Raw genomic sequence first — 25,924 nt, 5'->3', positions numbered from 1 at the left:
GCATGAGTTAGTACACGCTATCGCTGGAGTGCGTGTGATTGTTGATCTCAACATGTAATCAAGATGTTTATATGCTGATTACTTACGTTAAAATTTGGCGCTCACTCCCATGGTGTACATATAGTCGCTGTTGTTGGTACTGTTTTCCGCCTGCGAAAGCGCCGCGTAAGCCGCCATGTGCGGGTTCAACAGCATATCTGCACCGACGGTGACATCCACCCAATTACCGCCCTGACCCGCTGCTGACATGCGGCTGAGACCCGACTGCGCCTTCCAGATATTCTCGCCAAACTGCTGGTTATAGCTGATTTGCGCCCACGGTCGCACATCACCGAACTGCGAATTGACTCGCCAGCCCAACGAGCTCACGCTGGCATGCCACAGCGGATCGTTCTGCGTTACCGACGTCGCGCTATCGCCAAATTCGTTGTAAGTAGATGTGGTTGAACCGTCATAATGCAGAGCGGCAACCGGACCAGTTGTCACCTGCCCGGAAAGCGGGAAGTTCCAGCCCATACTCATGCCGCTGGTCGCATCCATAGGCGTCTCATCCGCCAGATTCACCACGGGACCCGCCACGTTCTGAGTGGAACGAATACGTTCTTCCAGAATGTCGTTATAACGTGGTTGGTGATCGCTGTCCCATGTATAACGTTCAGCCGTATGCCCTGACATCGCATCAACGATATATTCTTGTTGCCAGCCATATGCTGTATTGATGGACAGCGCACAAACTACAACGCTCACCAGAGTTAACCTCTGATGACCACTACTGTTTCTTATAATCATCAACGCGACTCCAGAAAAGAGCCGAATTCGGCAATATTATTGTCATTGTATGAAGGATATGGGCCCATCAGGCCCTGTATTAAATATTGTCTTTTTAGCTGGCGCGTCAAGGCGGGCCGAATGAAATTTTTACGCCAGTAAAAACAGCGAGGAAGAATATGCAGCGTTGCGGATGGGTCAGCCAGGACCCACTTTACATTGCCTACCACGACAAGGAATGGGGCGTCCCCGAAACCGATGGTAAAAAGCTGTTCGAAATGATCTGCCTTGAGGGCCAGCAGGCCGGGTTATCGTGGATTACCGTGCTCAAGAAACGGGAAAACTATCGCCACGCCTTCCACCATTTTGACCCGGAAAAAGTGGCGGCCATGACCGAAGAGGATGTGGAAAGGCTGGTACTGGATGCAGGCATTATTCGTCATCGCGGAAAAATTCAGGCCATTATCGGCAACGCTCGCGCTTTTCTGACGATGGCGCAAAACGGAGAGTCGTTTAGCGAATTCGTCTGGTCATTTGTTGATAACCAACCGCAAGTGACTCGTGCCGCCAACCTGAGCGATATTCCCACCTCCACGCCTGCGTCAGACGCGCTGTCTAAAGCGTTAAAAAAACGCGGATTTAAGTTTGTCGGCACCACCATTTGTTACTCCTTTATGCAGGCGTGCGGCCTGGTCAACGACCATGTCACCAGCTGCATCTGTTATCCGGGAGAACAACATGATTCGTGAATCCAAGGCTGACGATCTGCCGTCAATTCTGGCGCTGTGGATGGAAAGCACAATCCATGCCCATCCATTTATCGAAGAGCGCTACTGGCGCGAAAGTGAATCCGTGGTGCGGGATGTTTATCTGCCAGCCGCGCAAACCTGGGTTTGGGAAGAAGAAGGCGAGCTCAAAGGCTTTGCCAGCGTGATTGACGACCGCTTTCTCGGCGCGCTGTTTGTCGCACCTGCCGCCATCAGAAGCGGGATCGGCAAAGCGCTGGTGCAGCATGTGCAGCAGCGCTTTTCGATACTCAGCCTTGAGGTCTACCAGAAGAATCAATCAGCGGTGAACTTCTACCATGCGCTGGGTTTTCGCATTGAAGACGGCGCATGGCAGGAAGAGACTCACCACCCCACGTGGATTATGGGCTGGCAGGCGGATCAAACGCCGTAAGCGCCAACGTTGGTCCGCTATATTTTTCAAGCCACGCCAGCGCCGTGTTGCCCGCGCAGCCATTCCCCAGCTTCGAGCTGGGGAGATCTTTGGTCAGTACGTTGACGGCGCCATTTTTACAAATACCGTTCGCTGCGAGATCCAAATCAGGCCAGGCGCCTTCATGAATACAGATGACGCCGGGTTTAATACCCGCCGTCACCACCGCGCCCGCCAGAACTTGCCCGCGCTGGTTCCACACCCTGACCGTATCGCCATCCGCAATGCCGCGCGCGTGGGCGTCCTGCGGATGAATCGTTATCGGCTCACGATCCGCTACCGCGTACTGCTCCCGTAGCGCACTGTAGTTAAGCTGACTATGCAAACGGTGCGCCGGATGGGCGGAAAGCAGCTGTAGCTGGTCCGGTTCGGCGTTACCGAACCACTCATCCGGCTCCAGCCACATCGGGTGTCCCGCGCAGTCCGCGTAGCCGTAACCTGCAATCCTCGCGGAGTAGATTTCAATTTTCCCGCTGTCCGTTTTCAGCGGATGCGCCTGCGGGTCGCGGCGAAAATCCGCAAAACGGATAAACTGCGCGCTGGCGGCGTTTTCCGGCATTTCGATCAGGGCGTTGCGCTGCCAAAACTCGGCGAAAGGCGGCAATGTCACCTGCTGACTGGCCCCACGTTGCCCGGCAATATTGTAAAAAGTCTCCAACCACGCCAGTTCGCTTTTACCTTCGGTGAACCGTTCATATCCGCCCTTTTCCCAGCGCTCACTCAGCTCGGCAAAGACATCAAAATCATTTCGCGCTTCGTCCTGCGGCGGTACGACCTGCTTCATCGGCACCAGGTGCTGGTTGCTGTAATCGCCAGTCATGGTCAAATCATTACGCTCAAAGGAGGTGGTTGCTGGCAGCACGATATCGGCATGCTTTGCTGCGGCGGTCCAGAAACACTCCGAGATGACCACCAGCTCCGGTTTTTGCCAGGCGCGAATTAAACGGTTAGTGTCCTGATGATGGGTGAAGTTAGCCCCGCCCGCCCACCACAGCATACGGATGTCCGGGAAATGACGGTCCATGCCGTTGTGCTGGTAAAAACCGCCGGGATTTTCCAGCGCTTCGACAATTCGCGCCACCGGGATTTTATCTACCGCGTCGGTGCCGCCTTTAACGCTGCCCTGCATTGAAGCCAGCACCGCAGCCCGGCGCGTTGGGTTGCCGCCGTTGGCAAAATGGTACGACAGCCCAAAACCGCCGCCTGGCGTCCCGATTTGTCCGAGCATGGCGGCCAGGGTGACAATCATCCAGTGTTTCTGCTCGCCATACTGTTGGCGCTGCATGCCCCATCCGGCCATCAGCATGGTGGTATTTTGGTGAAATATCGCCGCAAGTTCGCGTATCTTCGCTGCCGGAATGCCACAAATCTCTGCCGCCCATTTTGCCGTTTTTGCAACATCGTCAGATTTACCCAGCAGATAGTCGGCAAAACGGTCATATCCGGTGGTACACCGGGCGAGAAAGTCCTCGTCATGCCAGCCGTTTTCCACCAGCGTATGCGCGATGCCTAGCATCAGCGCTACGTCGGTCCCCATATGCGGGGCAATCCATTCCATCTTATCGCCAAAGAAATCGACGCTTTCCGATCGCATCGGATCGATACAGATCAACCGTTTACCGCTGTCGCGCAATGCCTCAAAGTACGCGAGGCCCTGCTCATCGGACGCGTTCCAGGCAATCTTCAGGGTATTCAGCGGATTGGCGCTCCACAACACCACCACCTCGCTGTTCTCCAGCACCACCGGCCAGCTGGTTTGCTGCTGGTAAACTTCGTTCCCGCCCACCACGTACGGCATGATCGCTTGCGCAGCCCCCGTCGAGTAATCCCCCAGATGCCCGGTATAACCGCCCGCCAGCGCCATATAACGCTGTAACAGGGTCGCCGCTTTGTGTAACACGCCGTTGGAACGCCAGCCGTACGAACCGGCAAAAATTGAGGCCGGGCCGTAGCTGTCACGGATGCGTTTATGCTGCGTATGGATAAGATTCAGCGCGTCGTCCCAACTGACACGAACAAACTCATCCTGCCCACGTACGCCCTGTGGGTTTTCCGGCGAGGCGAGAAACCCTTTACGCACCATCGGAAAACGTACCCGCGTTTTACTGTGAACCTGGTCGCGCACCACGGTTTGCAAAGAGTTGGGATGAGCGGTGGGCAGCGCGCCACGCGAGGAGAAAACCGTCTCACCATCAGTGTCGACGAGGATTGGTCCCCAGTGGGCGGCAGTTAACACCGAGTAATGTGCGGGTGAATTAGCCAAGATGGCGCTCCTGAATGCGATGTGACGGATTATTTATTATGCCGTTCAATGTTACTTACAAATTTCAGAGTCTTCCCTGGAATTTTCTTCATGTTCACACGTCATAATCAACCGCCACGGTCGCTGTGGCAAAGAAGAAAAAGTCATTAAGGAATTAAGATGAAGAAACGTGTATTTGTTATTGCTGCCATCGTGAGCGGCGCCCTGGCGGTTTCTGGCTGCACAACAAACCCTTACACCGGCGAACGCGAAGCAGGTAAATCCGGCATTGGCGCAGGTATTGGCTCTCTGGTCGGCGCGGGCATTGGCGCACTCTCTTCTTCGAAGAAAGATCGCGGCAAAGGCGCACTGATTGGCGCAGCGGCTGGCGCGGCCGTTGGCGGTGGTATCGGCTATTACATGGACGTGCAGGAAGCGAAACTGCGCGAAAAAATGCAGGGAACGGGCGTCAGCGTGACGCGCAGTGGCGATAACATCATTCTGAACATGCCAAACAACGTCACCTTCGACAGCAGCAGTGCCAACCTGAAGCCTGCGGGTGCTAACACCCTGACCGGCGTGGCGATGGTACTGAAAGAGTACAATAAAACCGCCGTCAACGTGCTGGGCTTCACCGACAGCACCGGCAGCCAGGATCTGAATATGCGTCTGTCGCAGCAGCGCGCAGACTCCGTAGCCAGTGCCTTGATCACTCAAGGGGTCGCAGCTAACCGCATCCGCACTCAGGGTATGGGCCCGGCAAATCCGATCGCCAGTAACAGCACAGCGGAAGGTAAAGCGCAAAACCGCCGCGTAGAAATTACCTTAAGCCCGATCCAGTAACGTTTTGTGCCGGATGGAAGCAGACCGTATCCATCCGGCATGAAGCACTTGCCATCGTTGATTTTCGCGTTAAGGTGTTGTCACCAAATTCAGGGAAATCAGCGATGAGCAAATCAACACGGGCAACCATCAGCGATGTGGCGAAAGCTGCAAAAACCGGCAAGACCAGCATTTCACGTTATCTCAACGGTGAAAAGCACCTGCTTTCCGACGCGCTGCTGGCCCGCATTGAACAAGCCATTGCCGATCTCGACTACCGTCCCAGCCTGATGGCAAGAGGCCTGAAACATGGTCGTACCCGCCTGATTGGCCTGATCATCGCCGATATTACTAATCCCTACTCCGTCAACGTGCTAAGTGGTATTGAAGCCGCCTGTCGCGATAAAGGCTTTACCCCGCTGGTGTGTAACACCAACAACGAAGTGGATCAGGAGCTGCATTATCTCGATCTGCTGCGCAGCTACCAGGTCGAAGGGATTGTGGTCAACGCCGTCGGGATGCGCGAAGAGGGGCTGAACCGCCTGCAACAGTCTGCGCTGCCGATGGTGCTGATTGACCGTAAAATTCCCGATTTCGCCTGTGATATGGTCGGGCTGGATAACACCCAGGCGGCAACGGTTGCCACCGAACATCTGGTCGAACAAGGTTTTGAAGCCATCCTGTTCCTCAGCGAACCACTCGGCATGGTGAATACCCGCCGCGAACGCCTGAGCGCTTTTCGCGCCACGCTCGCGCAATACCCCGGCGTTATCGCGCAAAATGCCGAAGTCCCGCTCACGGACAATACGCAACTGGACGACACCCTGCGCCAGTTTCACCAGCAGCATCGTGGAATGCGCAAAGCCGTTATCTCTGCCAACGGTGCCCTCACGCTACAAGTAGCCCGCGCCCTGAAACGCATTGGCCTCAACTGGGGGAGCGACATTGGCCTACTCGGTTTTGACGAGCTGGAATGGGCCGAGCTGGCGGGCGTTGGTATTACCACATTGAAACAACCCACCTGGCAGATTGGTTACACCGCCGTTGAGCAGGTTGTGCGCCGGATTGATGGCGGATCCGCTGCCATTCAGGAACAGGTCTTCTCCGGCGAGCTGATCGTGCGCGGCTCTACCGCCCGTTAAATTACCTTCGTGATGGTGATCATAAATTCGATATCATAGGCTTTCCTTTGGAACCGGTTCCATCTAGCGTTATAACAAGAACGCTAGTCTGGAGTTTCCATGAAAAGAAAAATTATGGTGGTCACCGCCGCTTACGGGCATGACCAGGTACGGGCCGCAGGCGGGCAAACGGCAATGCTGCCCATCATCGCTGAAGCCGGTGCTGACGGCGTCGAAATCCGCCGCGAGCTATTAAGCGACGCCGAGCTGAAGACGCTGTCAACGATGGCTTCTGCGATCGAAATCTTCGGCCTGCTGGCCTGTTACTCAGCGCCTGAACCGTTGTTCCTTGAGGATGGTAACCTCAACCCCCGTCTTCCAGAACTACTTGAGGAAGCGCAGGCCTTGCAGGCACTGTGGTTAAAAGTCTCCCTCGGCCATTTTTCCTATACCGAACAGTTCGACGTTCTACGCCAATGGCTGGACAACAGCGGAATGGAGCTGGTTGTCGAGAACGATCAGACCGACTGCGGACGCCTGCAGCCAATGCAGCGCTTTAACGAAGCCTGTCAGGCGCAAAACCTGCCGATATCTCTGACCTTCGATATGGGCAACTGGCTGTGGGTGGGCGACTCCCCGGAAGAAGCAGCACAAAACCTGGCGTCAACCGTTGGCTATATCCATGTCAAAGCCGCAGTTGCATATCACGACAGCTACCGCGCCGTACCGCCTGATGAAGCCGATCCGCGCTGGCTGGCGCTGCTAAAAACGCTGCCCAACGATGTCCCACGCGGCATTGAGTTCCCCCTGGAAGGGCAGGATTTGGTGGCGGTTACCCGCCGCTACGTTGAGCTGTTACGCGAGGAGTAACGCATGAAAAATTCACTGGATGTGGTCACTATTGGTGAAGCGATGGCGATGTTTGTCGCCACGCAAACCGGCGAACTGGCGGATGTGGAGCAGTTTATCAAGCGCGTTGCAGGCGCGGAGCTTAACGTAGCGACCGGTCTTGCCCGTCTGGGCCTGAAGGTCGGTTGGGTGAGCCGTGTAGGCAACGACAGTTTTGGACGTTTTATCGTTAAGTCGCTGGAAAAAGAAGGGATTGATGCGCAGGGAGTCACCCAGGACGGGCGTTACGCTACTGGCTTTCAGCTTAAATCTAAGGTCGAAAATGGAACCGATCCCATTGTGGAATATTTCCGTAAAGGTTCCGCTGCCAGCCACCTCAGCATTGAAGATTATCACGAGGACTATTTCGCCAGCGCGCGCCACCTGCACCTGAGTGGCGTAGCGGCAGCGCTTTCTGCCAGCTCTTATGAACTACTGGCGCATACCGCCCGCACCATGAAGGCCCAGGGGAAGACCATCTCGTTCGACCCGAATTTGCGCCCGGTGCTGTGGAAAAGCGAAGCCGAAATGGTGGAAAAACTGAACCGGCTGGCATTCCAGGCAGACTGGGTTTTACCAGGGTTAAAAGAGGGCATGATTTTAACCGGTCAGCAAACGCCTGAAGCCATCGCCGACTTTTATCTGCGCCATGGCGTGAAGGCCGTGATCGTGAAAACCGGGGCTGATGGCGCCTGGTACAAAACCGCCAGCGGCGAACAAGGCTGCGTGGCACCGGTAAAAGTCAACAACGTGGTCGATACGGTCGGCGCAGGAGATGGCTTTGCCGTAGGCGTTATTAGCGCCCTGCTGGAAGGCCACTCGTTGCATCAGGCGGTGACACGCGGCAATAAAATTGGCGCACTGGCCATTCAGGTTCAGGGCGACAGCGAAGGATTACCCACACGTGAACAATTAGGGGAATAAACTCCCGGCCAACTCTGTACCCTACATACAGAGGCGGCGTATCAGCATAACCAGAGGGCAGTCTATGAATAGCTCAACTAATGCAGCAAAACGCTGGTGGTACATCATGCCAATCGTGTTTATCACGTATAGCCTGGCGTACCTTGACCGCGCGAACTTCAGCTTCGCCTCCGCCGCCGGTATCAACGAGGATCTCGGCATTACCAAGGGGATCTCTTCCCTGCTGGGCGCGCTGTTTTTCCTCGGCTATTTCTTCTTTCAGATCCCGGGCGCAATTTACGCTGAACGCCGCAGCGTACGAAAACTGATTTTTGTCTGTCTGATCCTCTGGGGCGCATGCGCGTCGTTAACAGGCATGGTCAGCAATATTCCAATGCTTGCCGCCATCCGCTTTATTCTTGGCGTCGTTGAAGCCGCCGTGATGCCGGCAATGCTGATTTATATCAGCAACTGGTTTACGAAATCTGAACGCTCGCGCGCAAACACTTTCCTGATCCTCGGTAATCCGGTCACCGTCCTGTGGATGTCCGTGGTTTCCGGTTACCTGATTCAGGCGCTGGGCTGGCGAGAAATGTTCATCATCGAGGGCTTCCCGGCCATCATCTGGGCGTTCTGCTGGTGGGTGCTGGTAAAAGACAAACCGTCTCAGGTCGGTTGGCTGTCAGAATCTGAAAAAGCCGCTCTTCAGGCACAACTGGAAAAAGAGCAGCAAGGCATCAAAGCCGTACGTAACTATAGCGAGGCTTTCCGCTCACGTAACGTCATCCTGCTGTGTATGCAGTATTTCGCCTGGAGTATTGGCGTCTATGGTTTTGTCCTGTGGCTGCCGTCGATTATCCGCAACGGCGGCGCAAACCTGGGGATGGTGGAAGTTGGTTGGCTGTCATCCGTACCGTATCTGGCGGCAACGGCGGCGATGATCCTCGTCTCCTGGGCGTCCGATAAGCTGCAAAACCGTAAGCTGTTTGTCTGGCCACTGTTACTGATCGCGGCGTTCGCGTTTATCGGCTCCTGGGCCGTAGGCGCAGACCACTTCTGGATTTCTTACACGCTGTTGGTTATTGCAGGCGCGGCAATGTATGCCCCCTATGGTCCCTTCTTCGCCATCATCCCGGAAATGCTGCCGCGCAACGTCGCCGGTGGGGCAATGGCGCTGATCAACAGCATGGGCGCGCTAGGTTCATTCTTTGGTTCATGGTTTGTCGGCTACCTCAATGGCGCTACCGGCAGCCCGTCTGCCTCGTACATTTTTATGGGGGTAGCGCTTTTTGTCTCAGTGTGGCTAACTCTCATTGTTAAGCCTGCTAATAATCAACAGCTACCTATTGGCGCACGCCACGCTTAAATTTTAACTTACGGAGATTCGCATGAAGCCGTCCATTATTCTCTATAAAGCGTTACCTGGCGATTTACTGCATCGCCTGGAAGAACATTTTACTGTGACTCAGGTGCCTAACCTGCGCCCGGAAACGGTCGCACTGCACGCCGACGCTTTTGCCAATGCAGAAGGTCTGCTGGGCTCCAGTGAAGCCGTTAATACCGCTCTGCTGGAGAAAATGCCCAGGCTGCGTGCGACATCCACGATTTCTGTAGGCTATGACAACTTCGACGTCGATGCCCTCAACGCGCGTAAGGTGCTGTTGATGCACACGCCAACCGTGCTGACGGAAACCGTCGCCGATACGGTAATGGCGCTGGTGTTAAGCACCGCTCGCCGCGTAGTGGAAGTTGCTGAACGGGTAAAGGTCGGCGAATGGACCAAAAGTATCGGACCGGACTGGTTTGGTACCGATGTACACCACAAAACGCTGGGGATTGTCGGTATGGGCCGCATTGGGCTGGCGCTGGCACAACGTGCGCATTTCGGCTTTAGCATGCCGATTCTCTATAATGCGCGCCGTCATCATCAGGAAGCAGAAGAGCGCTTCAATGCACGTTACTGCGACCTCGATACGCTGTTGCAGGAGTCTGATTTTGTCTGCCTGATCCTGCCGTTGACCGACGAAACGCATCATCTGTTCAGCACCGAGCAGTTTGCCAAAATGAAGTCTTCCGCCATTTTCATTAACGCCGGACGTGGCCCGGTGGTCGATGAAAAAGCGTTGATTGCTGCCCTGCAAAAAGGCGAAATTCATGCCGCTGGCCTGGATGTATTTGAGCAAGAGCCATTATCGGTAGACTCACCGCTGCTGTCACTGCCCAACGTGGTGGCCGTACCGCACATTGGTTCAGCCACGCACGAAACGCGCTACAACATGGCGGCCTGTGCGGTGGATAACTTAATCGATGCGCTGCAAGGACACGTTGAGAAGAACTGCGTAAACCCGCAGGTCGCATCATAAACAAAAGGCCGGGTAGCGCTTACGCTCACCCGGCCTTTCATGTATTACCGTATCTTAATTACTGAGCGGCATTCACCGCAGCAGTCCAGGCCTGATTAAATGCCTGATGCTGAGCAGCCAACGGGCCAATCAGCGTATTGTACTGACTTGCCTGCTGTGGCGTTGGGAACTGGATACCGTTGGCGACAAAGCTCACCTGCGTATCCTGCTGTGCCACAAAATCACCAACCTGCACCAACTGCTGCGTGAAAATTTGCGCGGCAGGGATCAGCGGCTGTAAGGCCTCTGCTGGTGCAGTAACAACTTTGTTGTAGACCTGATCAAAGACCGGCTTCAGATCTTCGCCCTGCTTCAGCGCGCCATGCGCAGCATCTGCCTGTAGTTTCGCATTCTGCAACTGTTGCCCTAATACACCTAGCGCACCATTTGCCTGACGCAGCGGTTCACGCTGAGTCACATAATCCTGAGGAACACGAATCGCATTTACGCTATCAACCACCGGACGCAGACCGGAGTCCATCGCCTGATTAACCTGCTGCGAATAGCCATACAGAATCGCGTAATCGGACACAAACGGGCCAAACTGTTTTTTCTGATCGGCGGTCAGCGTTGGTAAACGCTCTCCGCTACGCATTGCAGTATTCTGCAGAAAATCGATAAACGCTTTGCGTTGATCGCCTTCTTTATCAAAACACCCACTCAGGCCAACTACCATTAAGAGCGCCAAAACAGGCGCAAACCAGCGAGAGCAGGACTTACCTGTCGCCATTTTAATACTCCTTTCACCCAAAAATGCGCACAACGACACCCGCGTGCCTGACGTTGACAAGGATAGTCCAGGTCAGCCCCGCAAGATACCCTTTCCGCGTAATCTTGTGGGGGAAAATAACCGTTCCCGCCACCGTTCGTTTTGCTAAACAATGCTGCATTTACCACTCGGCGTCATATTTTAGTCATCTTTACAATCGGAATCGATCGTTCGGAGATCCCGACCTTTATCAGTTCGTTAGCCAGCAAAAGATTGTCACCTGCGATCCGCTGAAACGAATCCATCACACAACCCTTAAATCCGGCTTCATTTTTTCCGACTACTCTTAATGAGCTTCGAAGAAATTCACGATCCCGCTGTGTGATTTGTAGGAGTTCTCAATGGAATACAAAGATCCTATGTTTGAACTGCTAAGCAGTCTGGAGCAGATTGTTTTTAAAGATGTATCGCAGACGGTCACTCTGCCGCAAAAAACCAACCCTTTCACCGAATTTGAACAGCTACGACGAGGGACAGGTTTAAAAACAGATGATTTTGCCCGAGTGATGGGCGTGACGGTCGCGATGGTTCATGAATGGGAGTCTAAACGCGTAAAGCCTTCCACTACCGAATTGAAGTTAATGCGCCTGATTCAGGCAGACCCTAGGTTAAGTAAGCAACTGATGGATTGAACTATTTTTCAATTTTGCTTAAGAACGGTCCTGTTTCAGGGCCGTTCTCTTACGAAGGTTATCCACAAAAAAGAAAATAGTAGTTGCATCCACATGCGTAAAATGAGTTAATGCCCTCAACGGTTTGACGTACAGACCATTACAGCAGTTAGTAAGGCAAGTCCCTTCAAGAGTTATCGTTGATACCCTTCGTAGTGAGCATTTCCTTTACTGTTAAAAAATCTGTAAAGCACGCCATATCGCCGAAAGGCACACTTATTTTTTAAAAGGTAATACACTATGTCCGGTAAAATGACTGGTATCGTAAAATGGTTCAACGCTGACAAAGGTTTCGGCTTCATCACTCCTGACGATGGCTCTAAAGATGTGTTCGTACACTTCTCTGCTATCCAGAACGATGGCTACAAATCTCTGGACGAAGGTCAGAAAGTTTCCTTCACCATCGAAAGCGGCGCTAAAGGCCCGGCAGCTGGCAACGTAACCAGCCTGTAAGCTTAAAAAGCTCAAAATTCTGAATCCCTGCCAAACGGCGGGGATTTTTTTTATCTGTACTTCGCAGCACATCCCACCTAAACGCTTCTTTGCATTACTTTACCCGTCGCCCCTTTGACCTTTCCCTAAGGGTAAGCTTTATAGTGAGCCAGTCTATATTCCACAATTTTCACAAGGAATTGAAGCTATGTCGAAATCCTCACTGCTGCTGATTTTAGGTTTGCTCACTACAGGTACTGCGTTCGCGGCAACGCCGGAAGCTACTTTTCTGGCCGAACACGGGCTTAGCGGGAAATCCGTCGAACAAATCGTAGAGACGATTGATCAGTCACCGCAGAGTCGCCCGCTGCCGTACTCCGCGTCCATCACCAGCACCGCGTTGAAGCTCTCTTCGGGCGATCAGGTTTATACCCTGCCGCTCGGTGACAAGTTTTATCTGTCGTTTGCCCCGTATGAATGGCAAACACATCCTTGCTTCAACCACAGCCTTTCTGGCTGCCAGGGCGAAATGCCGGAGAAGACATTCAATGTCAAAGTGACGGATAACAAGGGTGATGTGGTGGTACAAAAAGCGATGAAGAGCGGCCGTAATGGCTTTGTCGGGGTATGGCTACCGCGCAATATGGAAGGCACCATCGCAGTGAGCTACAACGGTAAAACGGCGGAGTATCCTATTAAGACGATGGAAGACAGCCAGACCTGTCTGACAAAATTGCAGTTGCGCTAATAACATAAAAAAATGCCGGATAGCGCAATGCTTATCCGGCCTACTGGTGTTTCTCTCGTAGGCCGGATAAGGCGAAGCCGCCATCCGGCATTTTCTAAGTCAGCGCAGGGTCGTTACTGCAGCAGAGAAATATCTGCCACGCGCAAGAACAGCTCGCGCAGTTTTTCGAGCATAGACAGACGGTTAATACGCAGATCTTTATCTTCTACGTTGACCATCACTTTCTCGAAGAACGCATCAACCGGTTCACGCAGTTCCGCCAACTCAACCAGCGCTTCCTGGTAACGACCGGCAGCGAAGACAGGCTCCAGCTTATCGCGCAGCACAACCACCTGCATCGCCAGCGCAATTTCTTCCGGCTCTTTCAGCGTTGCCGCATTCACGCGGTCATTCAGCGTCTCTTCAGACTTCGCCAGGATGTTCGATACACGCTTGTTCGCGGCAGCCAGCGCGTACGCGGCTTCCAGCGTACGGAAGTGCGAAACCGCCTTCATACGTGCGTCAAAATCAGCCGGACGAGTCGGACGACGTGCCAGCACGGCCTGAATGGTGTCGACGGTATAACCTTCGTCCTGATACCAGGCGCGGAAGCGACCGAGCATAAAGTCGATAACGTCATCCACCACGTTGGCGTTGGTCAGCTTGTCACCATACAGACGAACCGCTTCTTCGGTCAGCGTTTGCAGATCCAGATTCAGGTTCTTCTCAACGATAATACGCAGCACACCCAGCGCAGCACGACGCAGCGCAAACGGGTCTTTGTCGCCTTTCGGATGCTGACCGATACCGAAGATACCCGCCAGGGTGTCCATCTTGTCAGCAATCGCCACGGCACAAGCTACCGGGTTCGACGGCAGATCATCACCAGCAAAACGCGGCTGATACTGTTCGTTCAGCGCAACAGCTACATCTTCCGCTTCACCATCGTGACGCGCGTAGTGCATGCCCATCACACCCTGGGTGTCGGTGAATTCGAAGACCATGTTGGTCATCAGATCGCACTTGGACAGCAGGCCAGCACGCGTTGCGTGGTTAACATCCGCGCCAATCTGACCAGCAATCCAGCCCGCCAGCGCCTGGATACGGTCAGTCTTGTCGCGCAGCGTACCCAGTTGCTGTTGGAACAGCACGGTTTGCAGACGCGGCAGATGGTCTTCCAGACGTTTTTTACGGTCGGTATTGAAGAAGAACTCGGCATCCGCCAGGCGCGGACGAACGACTTTCTCGTTACCGGAGATAATCTGGATCGGATCTTTCGATTCGATGTTGGCAACGAAGATAAAGTTCGGCAGCAGTTTGCCGTCGTTCGCGTAAACCGGGAAGTACTTCTGGTCACCTTTCATGGTGTGAACCAGCGCTTCAGACGGAACTGCGAGGAATTTCTCTTCGAATTTCGCGGTCAGCACTACCGGCCATTCTACCAGCGAGGTGACTTCTTCCAGCAGGCTCTCGCTCAGATCAGCGTTACCGCCAATCTTACGCGCCGCTTCTTCAGCATCGGCTTTGATTTTCGCTTTACGCTCAGCGTAATCCGCAATTACTTTGCCGCGCTCACGCAGGATTTCCGGGTACTGATCGGCAGAATCGATGGTGAATTCCGGCTCGCCCATAAAGCGGTGTCCACGGATCACGCGATCGGACTGAATGCCCAGAATCGTTGCCGGAATCACTTTGTCGCCCAACAGCAGGGTCACGGTGTGAACCGGACGCACGAAGTGGACATCAGACGCGCCCCAGCGCATCAGTTTCGGGATAGGCAGCTTCGCCAGTGACGTGGCGATCATGTTTGGCAGCAGCGTTTCTGCGCTTTCGCCTTTTACATGCGCACGGTACAGCAGCCATTCGCCTTTGTCGGTAGTCAGACGCTCAGCCTGATCAACCGTGATGCCGCAGCCACGTGCCCAACCTTCTGCCGCTTTGCTCGGTTTACCTTCAGCGTCAAACGCCTGGGCAATGGCCGGACCGCGTTTTTCAACTTCGCGATCGGGTTGAGATTCCGCCAGATTCGCGACTTTCAGCGCCAGACGACGCGGCGCGGCGAACCACTCAACGTTGCCGTGCGCGATGCCAGCGTTATCTAGCTCCGCGGTAAAGTTTGCAGCAAAGGACTCAGCCAGGCTGCGCAGTGCTTTTGGTGGCAGCTCTTCAGTGCCGATTTCCACCAGAAAAGTTTTCTCAGACATGGCCGCCTCTTATTTGTCTTTGTTGCACATCGGGAAGCCAAGGGCTTCACGGGAAGCGTAGTAAGCTTCTGCCACTGCTTTGGTCAGGGTGCGAATTCGCAGGATATAGCGCTGACGCTCAGTGACGGAGATGGCTTTACGCGCATCCAGCAGGTTGAAGCTATGGGCGGCTTTCAGAATGCGTTCATACGCAGGCAGCGGCAGCGGATTTTCCAGCGCCAGCAGCTGCTGCGCCTCTTTCTCGTACTGCTCGAAGCAGGTGAACAGGAAGTCCACGTCGGCGTATTCAAAGTTGTAGGTGGATTGCTCCACTTCGTTCTGATGGAACACGTCGCCGTAAGTGGTTTTACCCAGCGGGCCGTCGCTCCAGACCAGGTCGTAAACGCTGTCTACGCCCTGAATGTACATGGCCAGACGTTCCAGACCGTAAGTAATTTCCCCGGTTACTGGTTTACATTCCAGGCCACCAACCTGCTGGAAGTAGGTGAACTGCGTCACTTCCATGCCGTTCAGCCACACTTCCCAACCCAGACCCCAGGCACCCAGCGTCGGGTTTTCCCAGTTATCTTCCACGAAACGGATATCGTGAATGGTCGGGTCCATACCCAGTTCTTTCAGAGAACCCAGGTACAGCTCCTGAATGTTGTCCGGAGACGGCTTAATCACTACCTGGAACTGATAGTAGTGCTGTAAGCGGTTCGGGTTTTCGCCATAGCGGCCATCGGTCGGACGACGAGAAGGCTGCACATAAGCAGTCGCCATCGGCTCCGGCCCCAGCGCACGCAGGCAGGTCATTGGGTGAGATGTTCCCGCGCCGACTTCCATGTCCAATGGTTGAACGATGGTGCAGCCCTGGCGAGCCCAGTAATCCTGTAAGGTCAGGATCAAGCCCTGGAAGGTCCTGGTATCAAACTTTTGCATATTATTTCGTGCTGGATACGTGTGGATTTAAAGGAAGCGGTCAGTATACCCGCTGGCTGCAAGATATACAGTACGAAACGGGAAAAAGGGGGAACTTAGCGCATGGAAAGGTGCAAAAACTGCCCGTCTGCATCAAAAGAGCAGACAAAACTCTCTTTACGGAAGGTAGAACCACGCATCTCATAGCTGCCCTGGAATTGCTCCAGGCCGGAGATATCAATTTTCTGCACGCCAGTGTTGTAGCGTTGCGCCGCCTCATTTTTGCACAATGACTCCATATCCAGCGAACGTGTGGCACTGACCTTAACCTTTTGCGCTTTCTGCGCAGGTGCAGACGATTGTGTGTCAGCGCACGCTACCAGCAAAAGGGCAGCGATCGCGGGAAAGAAATACTTCATCATCATTTTATTACCGCCTGGTTTGCTGGTCAGTCTTATTATTAGTGTCTGGAAACAGATCCTATTTTGAGAATCTCATCAGACCATCTCAAGCTTTAGCGTAAGAACTCGGATTATTCCAGTGAGCTACGTTCGCAAAATATCGGTCAGACTTTTTTTAATGGACACAGAGGAACTGATGCAGCCCAAAATTTTCTGGATTGATAACCTGCGCGGGATAGCCTGTTTAATGGTCGTGATGATCCACACCACAACCTGGTACATCACCAATGCGCAAAGCGTCAGCCCGTTGAATTGGGATCTGGCTAACGTGCTCAATTCAGCTTCTCGCGTCAGCGTTCCGCTGTTCTTTATGATTTCGGGCTATCTGTTTTTTGGTGAGCGTAGCGCCAAACCGCGCCATTTCCTGCGCATCGCGCTTTGCATTCTGTTTTACAGCAGCGTGGCGCTGGCCTATATCCTGCTGTTTACCTCGATCAACGCTGAGCTGTCGCTGAAGAACCTGCTGCAAAAGCCGGTGTTCTATCACCTGTGGTTTTTCTTCGCGATCGCCGTCATTTACCTGGTTTCTCCGCTGATACAGGTGAAAAATATCAGCGGCAAGATGCTACTGGCGCTCATGGTTGTGATTGGGGTGATTGCCAATCCCAACACCGTCTCGCAAAAAATCGGCGGCTTTGAGTGGCTCCCAGTCAACCTGTACATCAGTGGCGATACTTTCTATTACATCCTGTACGGCATGCTGGGCCGGGCGATTGGCATGATGGATACGCAAAAGCGTGCGCTCAGCTGGCTCTGTGCGGCGGTATTTATTACCGCAGTATTTATTATTTCTCGTGGCACATTGCATGAACTGCGCTGGCGAGGCAATTTTGCCGACACCTGGTACCTCTACTGCGGCCCAACGGTATTTATTTGCGCCGCCTCGCTCCTCACGCTGGTCAAAAATACGCTCAGCACACGTACCCTGCCGCTACTGGGCCTTATTTCTCGCCATTCATTGGGCATTTATGGTTTTCATGCGCTGATCATTCACGCACTACGTACCAACGGAATTGAACTCAAAAACTGGCCACCGCTGGATATACTGTGGATTTTCAGCGCCACGCTGGCAGGAAGTTTACTTTTGTCTATTCTGTTGCAGCGTATTGATACGCGTAGGCTGGTGAGTTAGGTGTCTCCAGGCAGCGCCTGATTACGCGAACGCTGCAGTAAAAATTGCCCCATTAAACACACGAAGAATGCTGCCGGGTATAACCCTATTTCGAAGGGCGCCAACGGGGCATTCCACACCCCCACCAGCAACAGCCCTGCCGTGATGAGCGCCACCATCTGACATACGGAAACGAAGCGTTCATCGTTTTGATTGAGATTTACTGCGCGCTGATAGGCATACGTTACGAACATCCCCGTCATCAGCGCCCCCAAAAAATACCCCTTGCCGCTCAATAACGGGCATGCACGCCATAAACCGATACTGTAAGTCAGTATGCCTGAGAGGAATAATATCCATGGCAACAGCCTGGTTGTCTTCATTGGGATCTCCTTATCCATCATGGATACAATATGAATAACCCGCTAAAGACAACACAGAAAAAAGCGACTACACAGGACTTTCAGAATACATCCATACGTGTAACTTATTATTTTCGTGAATATATATATGCAGCAAATTCCCCTCTGCTAGCCAGAGGGGAAAGTGGTCAGGACATCAGCGGTTGTAATTGCTGATAGATACGACGGAAAGTTTCTCGACGCTGTTGATAACGAGCATGACGCTCCGCGTCAGGATAATGCGCCTGCTCCAGCGTAAGCTGAGGCAGTAACTCTGATAACGACGTTTGCGGATTCATGGCAACTTGCGCCAGGCGCGCCGCGCCGAGAGCAGGGCCAACGTCACCGCCGGTACGGTAATCCAACTGCAATCCGCTGATGTCAGATAGCATCTGACGCCAGTATTCACTACGCGCCCCACCGCCGATCAGCGTAATGCTGGCGGGCTGAACGCCACAGGCATGTACCACGTCCATACCGTCAGCCAGCGCAAAACCCACACCTTCCAGCACCGCCTGTGCCAGTTCTGCCGGACCATGCTGATGTGTCAGACCGAAAAATACGCCCTTGGCCTGCGGATTGTTATGCGGCGTACGCTCGCCGGACAAATAAGGTAAAAACCAGACCGGCTCCGCGTGTTCATCCGCCTGTTGCGCAGCGTCAATCAACGCAGGAACGCTCGCCAGTCCGGTTAATTTTGCCGCCCAGTCCAGACACGATGCCGCACTTAACATTACAGACATCAGATGCCATCGCTCAGGCAAAGCATGGCAAAAACTGTGAACCGCACTTTCCGGTTTGCTAAGGAAACCATCACTCACCGCAAAATAGACGCCGGATGTCCCCAGCGAAAGCATCGCCTGACCGGCATTCATCATGCCTACGCCAACCGCGCCCGCCGCGTTATCACCACCTCCGGCAACAACCGCAACCTCCTGCATTCCCCAGGCTTTAGCGACGTCTGGCAATAAGGTTCCGGTAATCTCGCTGCCTTCATAGAGCGCAGGCATATGTGCGCGAGTCAGTTTACAGGCAGCCAGAATGACATCGCTCCAGTCACGCTTCGCGACATCCAGCCACATTGTCCCTGCAGCATCAGACATATCGCTGGCAAAATCACCGGTCATGCGCAAACGCAGGTAATCTTTCGGCAGCAGGACTTTATCAATCTGGTTGAAAATCTCCGGCTCGTGGCGTTGCACCCACAGCAGTTTTGGCGCGGTAAAGCCAGGCATCATCAGGTTGCCGGTGATGGCACGAGACTGCGGAACCTGACTCTCCAGCATCACGCACTCTTCAGCACAGCGGCCGTCGTTCCATAAGATAGCCGGACGCAATACCTTCTGTCGTTCATCCAGTAGCGTAGCGCCGTGCATCTGCCCGGCAATCCCTAACGCTTTCACCTCGCGGAGTGAATGCTGCTGACCCAGTGCTTTTACCGCGCGATCCGTTGCCAGCCACCACTGCTCAGGGTCTTGTTCTGACCATAACGGGTGCGGGCGCGAGACGGTGAGTTTCTCCGTTTTTGAAGCCACCACATCGCCCTGCTCATTGAGCAGAATGGCCTTTACGCCTGATGTGCCAAGATCTATCCCGATATACATAAGGCATCGTTCCTTAAAGAAAGGCCCGGTAGCGCTAGCTGACCGGGCTTACGGACGTTCTCAGAGACCCGTTATTTGTCGAACAAATAATGGTTTACCAGATTTTCCAGCAATTCCTGATGACCGCTCTGGTGCACTGGCGCCAGGTTGTGTTGTTCAGCGTACTGCGCAATTTCTGTCAGCGTCATCTGGCCTTTCAGAATTTGCTGGCCCAGCTCACCATTCCAACCGGCATAACGTTTAGCCACACGCTGATCCAGGCCACCGTCTTCAATCATACGGGCCGCAATTTTCAGCGACAGCGCCATGGTATCCATCGCGCCAATATGACCATAGAACAGATCGTATTTATCGGTGCTCTGACGACGTACTTTGGCATCAAAGTTCAGGCCGCCGGTAGTGAAGCCGCCCGCTTTCAGGATTTCGTACATCACCAGCGCATTCTCTTCTACGCTGTTCGGGAACTGGTCGGTATCCCAGCCCAGCTGTGCGTCGCCGCGGTTGGCATCGACAGAGCCAAACAGACCCAACGCGATAGCAGTGGCGATTTCGTGATGGAACGAATGGCCTGCAAGCGTAGCGTGGTTGGCTTCGATATTCAGTTTGATCTCTTTTTCCAGACCGAACTGCTTGAGGAATCCGTACACGGTCGCCGCATCGTAGTCGTACTGGTGCTTGGTCGGTTCCTGCGGTTTCGGCTCGATAAGCAAAGTGCCCTGGAAACCGATTTTGTGTTTGTGTTCCACGACTAATTGCATGAAACGACCAATCTGCTCACGTTCCTGACGCAGATCGGTATTCAGCAGTGTTTCATAACCTTCACGGCCGCCCCACAGAACGTAGTTTTCACCACCTAACTTGTGCGTGGCATCCATGGCCGTAACCACCTGCGTGGCGGCCCAGCTGAACACTTCTGGATCTGGGTTTGTGGCCGCACCCGCACCGTAGCGTGGGTTAGTGAAGCAGTTTGCTGTACCCCACAGCAGCTTCACGCCGCTCTGTTCCTGTTTTGCCGCCAGCACATCAACCATCTGCGCAAAGTTGTTTTTGTACTCTTTCAAAGACGCGCCTTCCGGCGAAACATCCACGTCATGGAAGCAGTAGTAAGGCACGTTCAGCTTGTGGAAAAACTCAAATGCCACATCCGCTTTGCGTTTCGCCAGCGCCAGAGCTTCACCAGGCTGCTGCCATGGACGATCGAAAGCGCCCATACCGAACATATCCGCCCCGTTCCAGCAGAAGGTATGCCAGTAGCAGGCCGCAAAACGCAGATGATCTTCCATGCGCTTGCCCAATACGATTTCGTCAGGGTTGTAATGGCGAAATGCGAGCGGGTTGGTGGATTGAGTGCCTTCGAAACGAACACGATCGAGTTGGTCAAAATAAGCCGGCATAATAAGCTCCATAATCAGGTAATACGGCAAGTAAACTGCGATATGGCTATACTGGAATTTCCTGATTTATTGCTCAATTACGTTATTTCACACCGCCATTAAGAGAATACCCAAACGTGCGCTGGCTCCCAAAAAAACGCGCTAAATAAAGAAATAAAAAAGCGATCGCGATCGAAGGTTAGTCATTAAACAAAAAACCGTAATGCGCAGATAAAAAATGACAATTGTCATCCCGCGACCAGTATGTAAATTTTGCGTAGCCTCAGGCAATCAGGAATTTTGTCACGCTTCATCAAGCAGTCGTACCTGCGATTTTGCTAGTATCGACAGGCCCACGTTAACCTTTCCAGGACAGGTTCTTATGTTTGATAAACGTCACCGCATCACTCTGCTATTTAATGCCAATAAAGCCTACGACCGCCAGGTGGTAGAAGGTGTGGGTGAATATTTACAGGCATCGCAATCCGAGTGGGATATATTCATTGAGGAAGATTTCCGCGCCCGTATCGATAATATTAAAGACTGGTTAGGCGACGGCGTTATTGCTGATTATGACGATGATGATATTGCGCAATTACTTGCCGATGTTGAAGTTCCCATCATCGGCGTTGGAGGCTCCTACCATCTGGAGCAAGATTATCCACCGGTACATTACATCGCCACCGACAACCATGCGTTGGTAGAAAGCGCTTTCCTGCACCTGAAGGAAAAAGGGGTTAACCGCTTTGCATTCTATGGTCTGCCATCGTCAAGCGGCAAACGCTGGGCCGCGGAACGTGAATATGCGTTTTGCCAGCTGGTTGCCAAAGAGAAGTACCGCGGCGTTGTCTATCAGGGGCTGGAAACCGCACCGGAAAACTGGCAGCACGCGCAAAATCGTCTGGCGGACTGGCTACAAACACTACCGCCGCAAACCGGTATTATCGCCGTTACCGATGCACGAGCACGACACGTCCTGCAAGTTTGCGAACACCTGCATATTCCGGTTCCGGAAAAGCTGTGTGTGATTGGGATCGACAACGAAGAACTGACCCGCTATCTGTCGCGGGTGGCGCTTTCATCCGTGGCTCAGGGAGCCAGGCAGATGGGGTATCAGGCCGCTAAGCTCTTACATCGTTTACTGGCAAATGAAGAGCTGCCGCTGCAACGTACACTGGTTCCTCCGGTGCGCGTCATTGAACGCCGCTCAACCGACTACCGTTCATTAACCGATCCGGCGGTGATTCAGGCGATGCACTTTATCCGCAACCATGCCTGTAAAGGTATTAAGGTTGAACAAGTGCTGGATTCAGTGGGGATTTCTCGTTCGAATCTGGAGAAGCGTTTTAAAGAAGAGGTCGGAGAGACTATCCACGCCGTGATTCATGCCGAAAAGCTGGAAAAAGCGCGCAGCCTGTTGATATCTACCACGCTTTCAATCAACGAAATCTCACAGATGTGCGGCTATCCGTCTCTGCAATACTTTTATTCGGTCTTTAAGAAAGAGTATGACACGACGCCAAAAGAGTATCGCGATGTGAACAGCGAAGTGTTGCTGTGAGGATTATTGCCGGATGCGGCAAAGCCGCCATCCGGCACACAGAATTACATATGCGCGGCGATTAAACGCTGGTTATCCTGATACATTGCGAACAGATAGTTGTTGTAGCTCTGTCCTTTAGTGGAATAACCCTTCAGCTTATGAATCATCGCGGTAGCGGTGACTTCCTGATCGGCTTTACGCAGTTGCGCACGTGACTTACGGAATGAAGAGTAAGCCGGATGCGTGTTCAGGTTGATGACGTAAGCATTCACCGACTCTTTCACCGATTCAAACTGTGAGTAGCCTTTCACCTTACCCGGGGCATTATTACAACGACCTTTGCCACATTTCATGCCAAACAGGTTGTTGTTGCTACGCGCCAGCTTCGACGTACCCCAGCCACTTTCAGCCGCAGCCATGGTTGCCACCATACTGGTCGGGATAATGTCTACGCGCTCAAGCAGCGTATTCCATGGGATTTTACGCGTGTTGCCAGACCAGCTCACCTTGTAGCGCTTCGCGATGACTTTCATACGCGTACGCTCAGTCGGTGACCAGCGGTTCTGGTACTGTTTTGAAATCAGCCAGTTACGGTCCGCCGTAATGGCAGCATTTTGACTGGTAATATAAGGCATAACCGTCCGGAGAAACGCTTTTTTCCTTGGTGTTCCGGAAGGGTATTTTCGCAAATCAGGAAGTGAACTACTCTTTGCACTATTGCGAGAATACTCTTGTTTACTGCTTACCTGTGTATTACTTGTCTTGATTACCTGGGGCTTGTGACTCGTTGTCGCCGTGTGTGTCTTTGCCAGCACCTCACCCGAAAATGCAACGGTGAGTAACATAAGAATCATTGCCCCATATCGTCGAATGGGAGTCAATATCATTAGGTCTCCTGGTCGGATTTATACATTCCAACACCTTATATTTTTCACAAAAATGAGAGATGAATCTCAAATCATATCAAAAATAGCCGTCAAGAGCACCCAAAGGAATAGTCCAATTCTGAAACCATGTCACGCATTAACGGTTCAGGGTGCTATTAATTCGAAGAAAATGTGGAGGTTATCGCAAAATGAGTTCATTTTTTGCGCGCGATCGCTCACCCTCACTTCTCCTCCTGGCGGAATCGACCCAAAGGAGGAGTTTCCGACCTGATTTCACTGGCAAACTGGCGAAAATCGCAGCACCAAGGACAGCATTATGAAACTTGCCGCCGTTGCGCTGGCGCTCATGCCCGGCATTGCCATCGCCTCATCATGGACTTCTCAGGGACTCCCCACCTTCGAAGCGGAAGGTACGGGTAAATTCGTCAGCCATGCAGCGTTGACGAAGGGTACGCGTCCTTTAATCCTAAATTTTGACCAACAGTGCTGGCAGCCTGCTGATGCGATAAAACTCAACCAGATGCTGTCGCTAAAACCGTGTGAAGGCGCCCCGCCGCAGTGGCGCTTATTCAAAGACGGCGATTACACACTGGAAGTGGATACCCGCTCCGGAACGCCAACGTTGATGCTCTCGGTAAAAAGCGCCGCAGACCCTGTCACGACCCAGATTCGCCAGTGCCCGAAATGGGATGGTTCGCCGTTAACACTGGATGTGAGCCAGACCTTTCCGGAAGGTGCCGTGGTGCGCGATTTCTACAGCCAGAAAACGGCAACGGTAAAAAATGGGACAATTACCCTACAGCCTGCCGCAGCCAGTAACGGACTGTTGCTGCTGGAACGGGCGGAAACCGATGCCCCGGCCGCTTTCGACTGGCATAACGCTACGGTGTATTTCGTCCTGACAGACCGCTTTGTAAATGGTGACCCGAGCAACGACCACAGCTACGGTCGGCGCAGCGATGGCATGCAGGAAATTGGCACCTTCCACGGGGGCGATTTACGCGGTCTTGCCAGCAAACTCGACTATCTGCAACAACTGGGCGTCAATGCGTTATGGATCAGCGCGCCGTTTGAGCAAATCCACGGCTGGGTCGGCGGTGGCACCAAAGGCGATTTCCCCCATTATGCTTACCACGGCTATTACACTCAGGACTGGACCACGCTCGATGCGAATATGGGTAATGAAGCTGACCTGCGTGCGCTGGTTGACGGCGCGCACCAGCGCGGCATTCGCATCCTGTTTGATGTCGTCATGAATCATACCGGCTACGCCACGCTGGCGGATATGCAGGAGTATCAGTTTGGGGCCCTGTACTTGTCGGGCGATGAACTGAAAAACACGCTCGGTGAACGCTGGACGGACTGGAAGCCAGCCGCCGGGCAAAGCTGGCACAGCTTTAATGATTACATCAACTTCAGCGATAAAGCAGGCTGGGAAAAATGGTGGGGGAAAAACTGGATCCGCACCGATATTGGCGATTACGACAATCCGGGTTTTGACGACCTGACCATGTCACTGGCTTTCCTGCCCGATCTGAAAACCGAATCCACCACGCCTTCCGGGCTGCCAAACTTTTATCTACACAAACCAGATACGCACGCTAAAGCTATTGCTGGTTACACGCCCCGAGATTATCTGACCCACTGGCTCAGCCAGTGGGTGCGTGATTACGGGATTGACGGGTTTCGGGTCGATACCGCCAAACACGTCGAACTTCCCGCCTGGCAGCAGTTAAAAACACAGGCCAGCGCGGCGCTGGTTGAATGGAAGAAAGCGAACCCGGATAAAGCGCTGGATGACAAACCTTTCTGGATGACCGGCGAGGCCTGGGGTCACGGCGTGATGCAAAGCGACTATTACCGTCACGGCTTTGATGCGATGATCAATTTCGACTATCAGGAGCAGGCGGCAAAGGCCGTCGATTGTCTGGCAAATATGGATGTCACCTGGCAACAAATGGCTGAAAAACTACAGGATTTCAACGTCCTGAGCTATCTTTCCTCGCACGATACGCGCCTGTTCCGCGAAGGTGGAGACAAAGCCGCCGAGCTATTGCTGCTGGCGCCAGGCGCGGTACAACTCTTTTACGGCGACGAATCGGCCCGGCCCTTTGGACCAACAGGTTCAGACCCATTGCAGGGTACGCGCTCAGAAATGAACTGGCCGGATGTGGCCGGGAAATCTGCCGCCAGCGTCACTCACTGGCAGCGCATCAGTCAGTTCCGGGCCAGACATCCCGCCATCGGTGCTGGTAAACAGACCACGCTGACATTGAAGCAGGGATACGGATTTATCCGCGAGCATGGCGACGATAAGGTGATGGTGGTGTGGGCCGGTCAGCCCTGATCCCAACAGGCTTCTCGCTGTGCATACAGCGGGAAGCCCAACACAAAATAAAAAACCAGCCAGGCAAACATCTGTAGCACAAAACATCAATCTAGCTCGTCCCCCCTGATTTGCACCCTGCCATAGGTAG

The 25,924-nt window shown here is 53.3% G+C and carries 24 protein-coding genes; 14 read left to right on the top strand and 10 right to left on the bottom strand.

From position 1 onward, the window contains the following. Positions 1-87 precede the first annotated feature (87 nt). Complete coding sequence (locus tag OGY68_RS03950; RefSeq protein WP_057067483.1) at positions 88-789, bottom strand: autotransporter outer membrane beta-barrel domain-containing protein; 702 nt, start codon at positions 787-789, stop codon at positions 88-90. 158 nt (positions 790-947) lie between these two features. Between OGY68_RS03950 and tag the strand changes: the two genes are divergently transcribed. Next, complete coding sequence (tag, locus tag OGY68_RS03945) at positions 948-1,517, top strand: DNA-3-methyladenine glycosylase I (RefSeq protein ID WP_003846107.1); 570 nt, start codon at positions 948-950, stop codon at positions 1,515-1,517. Next, positions 1,507-1,947: an N-acetyltransferase gene (locus OGY68_RS03940; protein WP_008786424.1), complete on the top strand. Its 441-nt coding sequence runs from the start codon at positions 1,507-1,509 to the stop codon at positions 1,945-1,947. Before tag ends, OGY68_RS03940 begins: the two co-directional genes overlap by 11 nt. Here OGY68_RS03940 and OGY68_RS03935 read toward each other — a convergent pair. Further along, complete coding sequence (locus OGY68_RS03935; RefSeq protein ID WP_057067484.1) at positions 1,916-4,249, bottom strand: molybdopterin guanine dinucleotide-containing S/N-oxide reductase; 2,334 nt, start codon at positions 4,247-4,249, stop codon at positions 1,916-1,918. The genes OGY68_RS03940 and OGY68_RS03935 overlap by 32 nt on opposite strands. Before the next feature lie 159 nt (positions 4,250-4,408). Between OGY68_RS03935 and OGY68_RS03930 the strand changes: the two genes are divergently transcribed. The 6 genes from OGY68_RS03930 (at position 4,409) to ghrB (ending at position 10,325) form a co-directional block, all read left to right on the top strand. Then, the gene (locus OGY68_RS03930) at positions 4,409-5,071 is read left to right on the top strand and encodes an OmpA family lipoprotein (protein WP_003827397.1); all 663 of its coding nucleotides are present in this window, start codon (positions 4,409-4,411) and stop codon (positions 5,069-5,071) included. A 104-nt stretch (positions 5,072-5,175) separates the two neighbouring features. Continuing rightward, entirely contained in the window at positions 5,176-6,192 is a 1,017-nt protein-coding gene (locus OGY68_RS03925; RefSeq protein ID WP_005133828.1) for a LacI family DNA-binding transcriptional regulator, read from the top strand. Between the two features lie 99 nt (positions 6,193-6,291). Then, a complete protein-coding gene (locus OGY68_RS03920) occupies positions 6,292-7,041 on the top strand; it encodes a sugar phosphate isomerase/epimerase family protein (protein WP_057067485.1) in 750 nt (249 codons plus the stop codon). 3 nt (positions 7,042-7,044) lie between these two features. After that, on the top strand, positions 7,045-7,983 hold the full coding sequence (locus tag OGY68_RS03915) for a sugar kinase (RefSeq protein WP_057067486.1): 939 nt from the start codon (positions 7,045-7,047) through the stop codon (positions 7,981-7,983). A gap of 64 nt (positions 7,984-8,047) precedes the next feature. Further along, positions 8,048-9,328, top strand: coding sequence for an MFS transporter (locus tag OGY68_RS03910; protein ID WP_003827389.1), 1,281 nt, complete (start codon positions 8,048-8,050; stop codon positions 9,326-9,328). 22 nt (positions 9,329-9,350) lie between these two features. Next, a complete protein-coding gene (gene ghrB, locus OGY68_RS03905) occupies positions 9,351-10,325 on the top strand; it encodes a glyoxylate/hydroxypyruvate reductase GhrB (protein WP_057067487.1) in 975 nt (324 codons plus the stop codon). Positions 10,326-10,383: 58 nt separating this feature from the next. On the opposite strand, the gene OGY68_RS03900 is transcribed toward ghrB, so the two are convergent. Continuing rightward, entirely contained in the window at positions 10,384-11,094 is a 711-nt protein-coding gene (locus tag OGY68_RS03900; protein ID WP_057067488.1) for a DUF3053 domain-containing protein, read from the bottom strand. Positions 11,095-11,474: 380 nt separating this feature from the next. On the opposite strand from OGY68_RS03900, the gene OGY68_RS03895 reads away from it, so the two are divergent. From OGY68_RS03895 to cueP, 3 genes are all read left to right on the top strand, one after another. Continuing rightward, positions 11,475-11,765 (top strand): HTH-type transcriptional regulator, encoded by a 291-nt coding sequence (locus OGY68_RS03895; RefSeq protein WP_003827383.1) that lies wholly within the window; start codon positions 11,475-11,477, stop codon positions 11,763-11,765. A gap of 279 nt (positions 11,766-12,044) precedes the next feature. After that, positions 12,045-12,257, top strand: coding sequence for a transcription antiterminator/RNA stability regulator CspE (gene cspE, locus OGY68_RS03890; protein ID WP_000014594.1), 213 nt, complete (start codon positions 12,045-12,047; stop codon positions 12,255-12,257). A 187-nt stretch (positions 12,258-12,444) separates the two neighbouring features. Then, positions 12,445-12,984, top strand: coding sequence for a copper-binding periplasmic metallochaperone CueP (gene cueP / locus OGY68_RS03885; RefSeq protein WP_032945331.1), 540 nt, complete (start codon positions 12,445-12,447; stop codon positions 12,982-12,984). A gap of 113 nt (positions 12,985-13,097) precedes the next feature. Here cueP and glyS read toward each other — a convergent pair whose 3' ends face one another. From glyS to OGY68_RS03870, 3 genes are all read right to left on the bottom strand, one after another. Beyond that, positions 13,098-15,167, bottom strand: a complete 2,070-nt coding sequence (gene glyS, locus OGY68_RS03880) for a glycine--tRNA ligase subunit beta (protein WP_057066847.1) — start codon at positions 15,165-15,167, stop codon at positions 13,098-13,100. Positions 15,168-15,176: 9 nt separating this feature from the next. Next, a complete protein-coding gene (glyQ, locus tag OGY68_RS03875) occupies positions 15,177-16,088 on the bottom strand; it encodes a glycine--tRNA ligase subunit alpha (protein WP_001168551.1) in 912 nt (303 codons plus the stop codon). A gap of 95 nt (positions 16,089-16,183) precedes the next feature. Beyond that, the gene (locus OGY68_RS03870) at positions 16,184-16,492 is read right to left on the bottom strand and encodes a YsaB family lipoprotein (RefSeq protein ID WP_057066849.1); all 309 of its coding nucleotides are present in this window, start codon (positions 16,490-16,492) and stop codon (positions 16,184-16,186) included. Positions 16,493-16,664: 172 nt separating this feature from the next. Here OGY68_RS03870 and OGY68_RS03865 point away from each other — a divergent pair, with 172 nt between their 5' ends. Further along, positions 16,665-17,660 carry an acyltransferase gene (locus OGY68_RS03865; protein WP_057066851.1) on the top strand — a complete coding sequence of 332 codons (996 nt, stop codon included), beginning with the start codon at positions 16,665-16,667 and terminating at the stop codon, positions 17,658-17,660. On the opposite strand, the gene yiaB is transcribed toward OGY68_RS03865, so the two are convergent. The 3 genes from yiaB to xylA form a co-directional block, all read right to left on the bottom strand. Beyond that, positions 17,657-18,022: an inner membrane protein YiaB gene (yiaB, locus tag OGY68_RS03860; protein ID WP_057066853.1), complete on the bottom strand. Its 366-nt coding sequence runs from the start codon at positions 18,020-18,022 to the stop codon at positions 17,657-17,659. The genes OGY68_RS03865 and yiaB overlap by 4 nt on opposite strands. A gap of 167 nt (positions 18,023-18,189) precedes the next feature. Then, positions 18,190-19,644: a xylulokinase gene (xylB, locus tag OGY68_RS03855; protein ID WP_057066855.1), complete on the bottom strand. Its 1,455-nt coding sequence runs from the start codon at positions 19,642-19,644 to the stop codon at positions 18,190-18,192. 71 nt (positions 19,645-19,715) lie between these two features. Next, the gene (gene xylA, locus OGY68_RS03850) at positions 19,716-21,038 is read right to left on the bottom strand and encodes a xylose isomerase (protein WP_048236992.1); all 1,323 of its coding nucleotides are present in this window, start codon (positions 21,036-21,038) and stop codon (positions 19,716-19,718) included. Between the two features lie 361 nt (positions 21,039-21,399). Between xylA and xylR the strand changes: the two genes are divergently transcribed. Then, positions 21,400-22,578, top strand: a complete 1,179-nt coding sequence (xylR, locus tag OGY68_RS03845; protein WP_003827365.1) for a D-xylose utilization transcriptional activator XylR — start codon at positions 21,400-21,402, stop codon at positions 22,576-22,578. A 44-nt stretch (positions 22,579-22,622) separates the two neighbouring features. Here the strand turns inward: xylR and OGY68_RS03840 are convergent, their stop codons facing one another. Further along, positions 22,623-23,447, bottom strand: coding sequence for a protein bax (locus tag OGY68_RS03840; RefSeq protein ID WP_286616847.1), 825 nt, complete (start codon positions 23,445-23,447; stop codon positions 22,623-22,625). A gap of 316 nt (positions 23,448-23,763) precedes the next feature. Between OGY68_RS03840 and malS the strand changes: the two genes are divergently transcribed. Further along, positions 23,764-25,794: an alpha-amylase gene (gene malS, locus OGY68_RS03835; protein WP_057066857.1), complete on the top strand. Its 2,031-nt coding sequence runs from the start codon at positions 23,764-23,766 to the stop codon at positions 25,792-25,794. The last annotated feature ends 130 nt before the right edge of the window (positions 25,795-25,924 follow it).

It is taken from the genome of Citrobacter sp. Cpo065 (assembly GCF_030332805.1).
In the GTDB taxonomy this organism is placed as follows: domain Bacteria; phylum Pseudomonadota; class Gammaproteobacteria; order Enterobacterales; family Enterobacteriaceae; genus Citrobacter; species Citrobacter portucalensis.
This window is presented reverse-complemented; position numbering and strand designations above follow the sequence as displayed.

Coding starts and splice junctions, on each gene's coding strand:
- OGY68_RS03950 (WP_057067483.1), bottom strand. CDS start 789: ATGATTATAAGAAACAGTAGTGGTCATCAGAGGTTAACTCTGGTGAGC.
- tag (WP_003846107.1), top strand. CDS start 948: ATGCAGCGTTGCGGATGGGTCAGCCAGGACCCACTTTACATTGCCTAC.
- OGY68_RS03940 (WP_008786424.1), top strand. CDS start 1,507: ATGATTCGTGAATCCAAGGCTGACGATCTGCCGTCAATTCTGGCGCTG.
- OGY68_RS03930 (WP_003827397.1), top strand. CDS start 4,409: ATGAAGAAACGTGTATTTGTTATTGCTGCCATCGTGAGCGGCGCCCTG.
- OGY68_RS03925 (WP_005133828.1), top strand. CDS start 5,176: ATGAGCAAATCAACACGGGCAACCATCAGCGATGTGGCGAAAGCTGCA.
- OGY68_RS03920 (WP_057067485.1), top strand. CDS start 6,292: ATGAAAAGAAAAATTATGGTGGTCACCGCCGCTTACGGGCATGACCAG.
- OGY68_RS03915 (WP_057067486.1), top strand. CDS start 7,045: ATGAAAAATTCACTGGATGTGGTCACTATTGGTGAAGCGATGGCGATG.
- OGY68_RS03910 (WP_003827389.1), top strand. CDS start 8,048: ATGAATAGCTCAACTAATGCAGCAAAACGCTGGTGGTACATCATGCCA.
- ghrB (WP_057067487.1), top strand. CDS start 9,351: ATGAAGCCGTCCATTATTCTCTATAAAGCGTTACCTGGCGATTTACTG.
- OGY68_RS03900 (WP_057067488.1), bottom strand. CDS start 11,094: ATGGCGACAGGTAAGTCCTGCTCTCGCTGGTTTGCGCCTGTTTTGGCG.
- OGY68_RS03895 (WP_003827383.1), top strand. CDS start 11,475: ATGGAATACAAAGATCCTATGTTTGAACTGCTAAGCAGTCTGGAGCAG.
- cspE (WP_000014594.1), top strand. CDS start 12,045: ATGTCCGGTAAAATGACTGGTATCGTAAAATGGTTCAACGCTGACAAA.
- cueP (WP_032945331.1), top strand. CDS start 12,445: ATGTCGAAATCCTCACTGCTGCTGATTTTAGGTTTGCTCACTACAGGT.
- glyS (WP_057066847.1), bottom strand. CDS start 15,167: ATGTCTGAGAAAACTTTTCTGGTGGAAATCGGCACTGAAGAGCTGCCA.
- glyQ (WP_001168551.1), bottom strand. CDS start 16,088: ATGCAAAAGTTTGATACCAGGACCTTCCAGGGCTTGATCCTGACCTTA.
- OGY68_RS03870 (WP_057066849.1), bottom strand. CDS start 16,492: ATGATGATGAAGTATTTCTTTCCCGCGATCGCTGCCCTTTTGCTGGTA.
- OGY68_RS03865 (WP_057066851.1), top strand. CDS start 16,665: ATGCAGCCCAAAATTTTCTGGATTGATAACCTGCGCGGGATAGCCTGT.
- yiaB (WP_057066853.1), bottom strand. CDS start 18,022: ATGAAGACAACCAGGCTGTTGCCATGGATATTATTCCTCTCAGGCATA.
- xylB (WP_057066855.1), bottom strand. CDS start 19,644: ATGTATATCGGGATAGATCTTGGCACATCAGGCGTAAAGGCCATTCTG.
- xylA (WP_048236992.1), bottom strand. CDS start 21,038: ATGCCGGCTTATTTTGACCAACTCGATCGTGTTCGTTTCGAAGGCACT.
- xylR (WP_003827365.1), top strand. CDS start 21,400: ATGTTTGATAAACGTCACCGCATCACTCTGCTATTTAATGCCAATAAA.
- OGY68_RS03840 (WP_286616847.1), bottom strand. CDS start 23,447: ATGATATTGACTCCCATTCGACGATATGGGGCAATGATTCTTATGTTA.
- malS (WP_057066857.1), top strand. CDS start 23,764: ATGAAACTTGCCGCCGTTGCGCTGGCGCTCATGCCCGGCATTGCCATC.